This window comes from Bartonella sp. MU70NMGDW (assembly GCF_042194085.1).
GTDB lineage: Bacteria > Pseudomonadota > Alphaproteobacteria > Rhizobiales > Rhizobiaceae > Bartonella > Bartonella grahamii.
The window spans coordinates 1-842 of the sequence record NZ_JBHIMK010000506.1 but is presented as its reverse complement, the minus strand read 5'-3'; the positions used below and the strand labels follow the sequence as shown (position 1 = coordinate 842).

Annotated in this window: 1 protein-coding gene; it reads left to right on the top strand. The window is 37.6% G+C overall.

What is annotated here, in order from left to right; genetic code table 11:
- Nucleotides 1–38: 38 nt before the first annotated feature.
- On the top strand, nucleotides 39–842 hold an 804-nt coding region (gene gpsA / locus ACFIKE_RS11855; RefSeq protein WP_375650147.1), incomplete at its 3' end, for an NAD(P)H-dependent glycerol-3-phosphate dehydrogenase.

Below are 842 nucleotides of genomic sequence, written 5' to 3'. Positions count from 1 at the left end.
ATTGAAATCAAAAATTTAGAGAATAATCAGAAAACTTAATGAAAACCGTTGCAATGACAGTTATTGGTGCTGGTTCTTTTGGTACTGCATTAGCGATTGCTCTTGCCCGTAATGGTCATAATGTTTTACTTTGGGGATATAAACCCCAACATATCAAAGAATTACAAGAACAACGTTGTAATAAAGTATATTTACCCGATATTCAATTTCCTGAAAATTTATTACTTGAAGCTTCGCTTGAAACTGCAATAGTAGCAAGTCACAATATATTAATCGCTGTTCCAAGCCATGTATTTCATCAAGTTTTGTATAACATTCAGCCTTATTTAGATCAGCATTCACGTGTTATTTGGGCAACAAAAGGTTTAGAACATGGTACCGGACGTTTCTTACAAGAGGTTGCTCGTGAGATTTTAGGTGAAAAAATTCCTTTAGCTGTTTTTTCTGGACCAACTTTTGCTCAAGAACTAGCTGTTGGTTGGCCTACTGCAATGACGATAGCAGCTTCTGATGTTGAGTTTGGTAAAGAATTGCAGCAACTTTTTCATTGTGACAAAAGTTTTAGAGTTTATAAAAGTTCAGATATGATTGGCGTTCAATTAGGGGGAGCAGTTAAAAATGTTATTGCTATTGGTGCAGGAATATCAGATGGCATGGGATTTGGGGCAAATGCACGAATAGCTCTCATCACACGAGGACTAGCTGAAATCAGTCGTTTAGGAGGGGCTATGGGTGCTGAGCTTTCCACATTTATGGGAATGACAGGCTTAGGTGATCTGGTTTTGACATGTACTGATAATCAGTCGCGTAATCGCCGTTTTGGAATACTTCTTGGTAAAGGA